This window comes from Chromohalobacter sp. HP20-39, from assembly GCF_033052815.1.
GTDB lineage: Bacteria > Pseudomonadota > Gammaproteobacteria > Pseudomonadales > Halomonadaceae > Chromohalobacter.
The window spans coordinates 1-365 of the sequence record NZ_JAWHTP010000289.1; the positions used below are offsets into that span (position 1 = coordinate 1).

The 365-nt window shown below is 58.6% G+C and carries 1 protein-coding gene; it reads right to left on the minus strand.

Annotation, left to right across the window (positions count from 1 at the left end; translation table 11 throughout):
* Positions 1-4: 4 nt before the first annotated feature.
* A partial coding sequence (locus RVY79_RS18030; RefSeq protein WP_317465893.1) for a hypothetical protein occupies positions 5-365 on the minus strand: 361 nt, incomplete at its 5' end.

Sequence of the window (365 nt, forward strand, 5' to 3'; positions counted from 1 at the left end):
TCCCTCAGCTCTTCAATTGACGGGAGCATGCATGGCCACAAGAGAAAATCGAGAGGGCGCGCCGATTGGCGCTGACGCGGTGCAAAAGCGAGACTTCGTTCGAGGTGTCACGGTCTTTCCCCTTGCAGCTTTGACCTGCAGGGTGATCCTGACGCTTGGTGGCAATAGCCAGGACTGGGGTGTCGGATTTCGCCGTGCTTGCCGCAAGTGTGCTGGCACTCGGCGTCGTGATCTGGACGCTTGTCGCGGGATTGGCGCACAAGACATTCAAGATCAGCGCGCTAGGATTGACGGTTGGATTGGTGCTTGTGGGGGGTGTCGGCGGGTTTGTGTAGGCCGATTTCTCCAACGCTACGGAGATGAGG